General features: G+C 69.7%; 3 protein-coding genes. 2 read left to right on the top strand and 1 reads right to left on the bottom strand.

Going from position 1 to position 6315, the window contains the following annotated elements:
* Nucleotides 1-160: 160 nt before the first annotated feature.
* Complete coding sequence (locus ACH4KB_RS17060; protein ID WP_398066735.1) at nucleotides 161-1603, bottom strand: CCA tRNA nucleotidyltransferase; 1443 nt, start codon at nucleotides 1601-1603, stop codon at nucleotides 161-163.
* 180 nt (nucleotides 1604-1783) lie between these two features.
* Here ACH4KB_RS17060 and ACH4KB_RS17055 point away from each other — a divergent pair, with 180 nt between their 5' ends.
* Together ACH4KB_RS17055 and murJ are read left to right on the top strand one after the other, a co-directional pair.
* Nucleotides 1784-4078, top strand: a complete 2295-nt coding sequence (locus tag ACH4KB_RS17055) for a DUF6049 family protein (RefSeq protein ID WP_398066734.1) — start codon at nucleotides 1784-1786, stop codon at nucleotides 4076-4078.
* Between the two features lie 50 nt (nucleotides 4079-4128).
* On the top strand, nucleotides 4129-6291 hold the full coding sequence (gene murJ / locus ACH4KB_RS17050; RefSeq protein ID WP_398066733.1) for a murein biosynthesis integral membrane protein MurJ: 2163 nt from the start codon (nucleotides 4129-4131) through the stop codon (nucleotides 6289-6291).
* Nucleotides 6292-6315 lie beyond the last annotated feature (24 nt).

The following is a 6315-nucleotide window of genomic DNA, read 5'->3' as shown; positions in this document are numbered from 1 at the left end:
GTGTGGGGGGGGGGGTGTTTTTTTTCGGGGGCGGGGGGGGGGGCGGGGGGGTGCCGGGTGGGGGGTTTTGGGGGGGGGGGGGGGGTGGGTCCCCCCCCACCCCCCCCCCCCCCCCCACATCCGGCGGCTGATGTTTCACGTGAAACATCGGCTGCCGGGCTCAGTTCTGCCGCGCCCACCACTCCTTGAGCGCGGCCACAGCGGCGTCCCGCTCCATGGGCCCGTGCTCCAGGCGCAGCTCCAGCAGGAACCCGTACGCCTTGCCGATCACCGGACCGGGGCCGACGTCGAGGATCCGCATGATCTCGTTGCCGTCCAGATCGGGGCGGATCGAGTCGAGCTCCTCCTGCTCCTGCAGCTGGGCGATGCGCTCCTCCAGCCCGTCATAGGTGCGGGAGAGCGCGTTCGCCTTGCGCTTGTTCCGGGTCGTGCAGTCCGATCGGGTCAGCTTGTGGAGGCGTTCGAGCAGCGGCCCCGCGTCGCGCACATACCGGCGCACCGCGGAGTCGGTCCACTCACCGTCCCCGTAGCCATGGAAGCGCAGGTGCAGCTCCACCAGTTTCGACACGTCCTTGACCAGCTCGTTGGAGTACTTGAGCTCGGTCATGCGCTTCTTCGTCATCTTCGCGCCCACCACCTCGTGGTGATGGAAGGAGACCCGGCCGTCCTTCTCGAAGCGGCGGGTCCTGGGCTTGCCGATGTCATGGAGCAGCGCGGCCAGACGCAGCACGAGGTCGGGTCCGTCCTCCTCCAGGTCGATGGCCTGCTCCAGAACGGTCAGCGAGTGCTCGTAGACGTCCTTGTGGCGGTGATGCTCGTCACTCTCCAGGCGCAGCGCGGGAAGCTCGGGCAGCACCTGCTCGGCCAGTCCCGTGTCGACCAGGAGTCCCAGACCCTTGCGCGGGTGCTGGGAGAGCAGCAGCTTGTTGAGTTCATCGCGGACCCGCTCGGCGGAGACGATGCCGATCCGCGCGGCCATCTCCGTCATGGCGGTCACGACGTCGGGTGCGACCTCGAAGTCGAGCTGCGCGGCGAAGCGGGCGGCGCGAAGCATGCGCAGCGGGTCGTCGGAGAAGGACGCCTCGGGTGTTCCCGGGGTGCGCAGTACCCGCTCGGCAAGGTCCTTCAAGCCTCCGTACGGATCGACGAACTCCTTCTGCGGCAGAGCCACGGCCATCGCGTTGACCGTGAAGTCACGGCGCACGAGGTCGTCCTCGATGGAGTCGCCGTAGGAGACCTCCGGCTTGCGCGAGGTCCGGTCGTAGGCCTCGGACCGGTAGGTCGTGACCTCGATCTGATAGCCGTCCTTCTGGGAACCGACGGTGCCGAAGGCGATCCCGACCTCCCACACCGAGTCGGCCCACGGGCGGACGATCTTGAGCACGTCCTCGGGCCGGGCATCGGTGGTGAAGTCCAAGTCGTTCCCGAGCCTGCCCAGCAAAGCGTCGCGGACCGAGCCGCCGACCAGCGCGAGGCCGAATCCGGCCTCCTGGAATCGACGGGCGAGGTCGTCGGCGACCGGGGACACCCGTAGCAGCTCACTCACCGCGCGGTGCTGCACCTGGCTCAGTGCACTGGCGTTCTCTTCGTTGGCGTTCGGCACAACAGAAAAGGGTACGTGCACGCACCGGTCGCGGCGTCATCGTTTACGGGGGCCCTGCGGGATACCCGCGATCATGTGCGATGGACCCCAGCACTTCGGCCCGCCGCACCTCGTTACCATGCGGGGACGCAGGACCGAACGATCGACAGCATCTGATGACGACGAGGGACGGGTAGGCGCGTGGCCGAGGCGGCAGACTTCCAGGGGACTCGTCCCTCTCCTGCCCGCCGGTGGCTCCGGCGCACGGCCTCGGCGGTGCTAGGAGCACCGCTGCTGTCCGGTCTCCTGGCTGTTCCCACGGCCGGCGCCGCCCTGGCCGCCGAGCCCGCCAAGGCCCCCACCGGCTCCCGTACGGTCGATGTGTCCCTGAACACGCTCTCCCCGGGCGTTCCGACGGAGGACGACACCCTGACCGTCTCCGGAACGCTCACCAACAAGGGCAAGGAGACGATCAGCAGCGCCGAGGTCGATCTGCGGGTCGGACCCCGGCTCTCCGGCCGCGGAGAGGTCGACGACGCCGCGAAGCGCTCCGCGTACGTTCCCGGCGTCGACCCGGTCACCGTCGGGGACAAGTACACGGTGAAGTTCCCCAAGCTCGCCAAGGGCATCAGCCAGGACTTCACGCTCACCGTGCCCGTCGACAAGCTCGGCCTGGACGACCCGGGCGTCTACCAGCTCGGCGTCTCGGTCTCCGGCCGTACGACGACCACCCCCTACGAGCAGGTGCTGGGCATCGAGCGCTCGTTCCTGCCCTGGCAGCCCGAGGCGAGCGACAGCAGGACGAAGCTCACCTTCCTCTGGCCGCTGATCGCCTCCCCCCACGTCACGGCGGAGACCCGCTCGGACGAACAGCAGACCCCCGTGTTCACCGACGACGACCTGGCCAAGGAGCTGGCGCCCGGTGGCCGACTGGAGCAGCTGGTGTCCCTGGGAAGCCGGCTCCCCGTGACCTGGGTCGTCGACCCGGACCTCCTGGCGAGCGTCGCGGCGATGGCCGGGAAGTACGAGGTCGAGTCGGGTGACACGACCGTCCCGGGCAAGAACCAGGCCGTCGCCAAGCAGTGGCTCAGCGCACTGGAGAAGGTGGTCGAGGACGGCAAGGTGATCGCGTTGCCGTTCGCCGACCCCGATCTGGCCTCCATCGCGCACCGCGGCAAGAACGTCTCCGGAACGCTCAGCCATCTGCAGAACGCCTCGGCCGTGGCCGCGACCACCGTGGAGACCATCCTCCATGTGAAACCGTCCACCGACTTCGCCTGGCCGATGAACGGCGCCGTGGACTCGTCCATCGTCGATGTGGCGACCTCGGCGGGGGCCCACAACGTGATCGCCCGCAGCGACAGCTTCCGGGAGACCACGAAGCTGCCCTACACACCGACCGCGGCTCGGCCGATCGGCGGAGGCACCACCGCGGTCGTCGCGGACGCCCGGCTGTCGACCTTGTTCGACGGCGACATGTCGAGGGCCGGCTCCTCCACCCGCGCGGTCCAGAAGTTCCTCGCCCACACCCTCGCACTGACCGAGCAGACGCCGGACAACGAGCGCAGCATCGTCGTGGCCCCCCCTCGGATGCCCACCGTCGCGCAGGCCCAGACAATGGCCCGCGCGCTGGAGGGGCTGGCGGCCAACCGCTGGACGCAGCCCCTGGACCTCGTCGCCGCCGCCGAGGCGAAGCCCGATCCGGGGGCCACCACCAAGGTCCCCCGGTCCTCGGCGTACCCCAAGAAGCTCCGAGCCCAGGAACTGCCCACGCAGGCGTTCCAGGACATCCGCACCACCCAGGGCTCGCTCGACAGCTTCGAGACGATCCTGACGCAGCCCGAGCGCGTGGTGACGCCCTTCGGCAACGCCGTCAACCGCTCGATGTCGACATCCTGGCGCGGCCGGCCGCTGGAGGCCCAGCAGTACCGGGACGCGGTCGGCGACTACCTGCAGAGCCTCACCTCCGAGGTGCAGCTCATCGAGAAGTCCGACGTCACCCTCTCCGGACGCAGCGCGACGATCCCGGTCACCGTGCAGAACAAACTGGTGCAGGGCGTGGACCGGCTGGTTCTCCAGCTCACATCGGACAACATCCGCCTCAAGTTCAACGACGACGGGAGCATGGCCGAGCTGCCGGTCAGCATCGCGGGCGGCCACAGCCAGTCGGTGAAGTTCGACACGGCGACCAGCGCCAACGGCCGCGCCCAGGTGACCGCCCGGCTGTACACGGAAGACGGCACCCAGTACGGCGAGGAGATGACCTTCACCGTGAAGGTCTCCGAGGTGACGCCCACCGTGCTGCTCGTCATCGCCGGCGGCCTGCTGCTCCTGGTGCTGGCGGGTATCAGGATGTACAGCCACCGCAAGCGCGCCGTGGCAAGCGACACGGCGGGCGACAACGGCGACGGACCCGAGCAGCCGAGTGACCCGACTCCGGACACCGGTCCGGAAAGCGGGGCCCCGTCGGGAACGGGTGAGAAAGTGGACCGTTGAGCGATGTCTGTCGTGGCCGGTCGGCCGGGGACGATGAGGTAGGGGTTTCGATGAACGCGCCGTACGACGGAGACCGCGGGCAGGGCGCGGGCGGAGCAGCGTCTCCGGGCGGGCCTCCGGTCCCCCCGGGCGCGGGCCAGGACGGCTCCGTGCCGCCGGACCCGTACCTCCAGCACGCCTACGAGGACGACCCCTACCGGGCGCAGGACCTGGCCGCCCAGGACCCGGTGGGCGAGGCGCTCTACGACCGCGCCGCGCACCCACCGCCGCCCCCGGGCACGTACCAGGAACCGGCGCCGCTCTACCAGCAGCCGCCCGCCGCCCCCTACGCCCCTGACCCGCGCATCTGGGCCCAGACCCCGCCCCCCGAGCCGGCGGGGCCCTCCCGGCACCTGCCGTACGGGGACCGCCCGGCGACCACGCAGTTCGTCGGCGTCGACGCGCTCGTCACCCAGGCGTCGGACGACCGGCAGGAGCCGGACGCCTTCGCCCACCTCTTCCGGGACCAGGAGGGCTCGGGGAAGCCACCGGTACCGCCCCAGCCCGAACCGGCTCCCGCACCCGCGCCCGCCAAGGGCGGCGGCGCCAAGGTCTCCGGACTCCTCAAGTCCAGCGCGCTCATGGCCGCCGGCACCCTCGTCTCCCGGCTCACCGGGTTCGTGCGGTCCCTGGTGATCACGGCCGCACTCGGTGCCGCGCTGCTCGGCGACAGCTTCACCATCGCCTACACCCTGCCGACGATGATCTACATCCTCACCGTCGGCGGTGGCCTGAACTCGGTCTTCGTCCCGCAGCTCGTCCGTGCCATGAAGAACGACGAGGACGGCGGTGAGGCCTTCGCCAACCGGCTCCTGACCTTGGTGATGGTCGCCCTCGGCCTGATCGTCGCCGCAGCGGTCCTCGTCGCACCGGTGCTGATCAAGCTGATGTCCAGCACGATCGCCGACGACGTGGCCGCCAACAGCGTCGCCGTCACCTTCGCCCGGTACTGCCTGCCCACCATCTTCTTCATGGGCGTGCACGTGGTGATGGGTCAGATCCTCAACGCCCGTGGCAAGTTCGGCGCGATGATGTGGACCCCGGTCCTCAACAACATCGTCATGATCATCACGTTCGGGCTGTTCATCTGGGTCTACGGAACCTCCGCCGAATCGCAGATGGGCGTCGACACCATCCCGCCGGAAGGCGTCCGGCTGCTGGGTATCGGCACCCTGCTCGGCCTTGTCGTCCAGTCCCTGGCGATGATCCCGTATCTGCGCGAGACGGGCTTCCGCTTCCGCCCCCGGTTCGACTGGAAGGGTCACGGGCTCGGCAAGACCGTCAAGCTCGCCAAGTGGACCGTGCTGTTCGTCCTGGCCAACCAGGCCGGTGTGCTGGTCGTCACCCAGCTCGCCACCGCGGCCGGCACGGCCTCGGGCCACGACGGCACCGGGTTCCTGGCCTACTCCAACGCCCAGCTGATCTGGGGCATGCCGCAGGCCATCATCACCGTCTCGGTCATGGCCGCGCTGCTGCCCCGCATCTCCCGGGCCGCCCATGACAACGACCCGGGTGCGGTCCGCGACGACATCTCGCAGGGACTGCGCAACTCGGCCGTCGCCATCGTGCCGGTGGCCTTCGCCTTCCTCGCGCTCGGCCTGCCGATGGCCACCCTGCTGTACGCCTCCAGCGGCATCGAGGCCGCCCGCTCCATGGGCTTCATCCTCATGGCCTTCGCGCTCGGCCTGATCCCGTACTCCGTGCAGTACGTCGTCCTCCGAGGGTTCTACGCCTACGAGGACACCCGCACCCCCTTCTACAACACGGTCATCGTGGCCGCCGTCAACGCCGCCGCCTCCGCACTCTGTTACGTCGTCCTGCCCGCCCGCTGGGCCGTCGTCGGCATGGCCTTCTCCTACGGTCTGGCCTACGCGGTCGGCGTCGGTGTCGCCTGGCGCCGACTGCGCAACCGGCTGGGCGGTGACCTGGACGGCGCGCACATCGTGCGGACCTACGCGCGCCTCTGCATGGCCGCGGTGCCCGCCGCCCTGGTCGGCGGCGCCATCGGATTCGGGATCCTGGAACTCGTCGGCACCGGCGCACTCGGCTCACTGGCCGCGCTGGTCTGCGGCGGCGTCATTCTCCTGGGCATCTTCTTCGTCGCGGCGAAGAAGATGCGCATCGAAGAGGTCAACGGCCTGGTCGGCATGGTCCGTGGACGGCTCGGACGCTGAATGAGCGCTCGCCCGCACAACCAT

This window comes from Streptomyces sp. NPDC017520 (genome assembly GCF_044329855.1).
Lineage (GTDB): Bacteria > Actinomycetota > Actinomycetes > Streptomycetales > Streptomycetaceae > Streptomyces.
The sequence above is the reverse complement of the archived record's forward strand: the minus strand, read 5'-3'. Positions and strand labels throughout refer to the sequence as shown.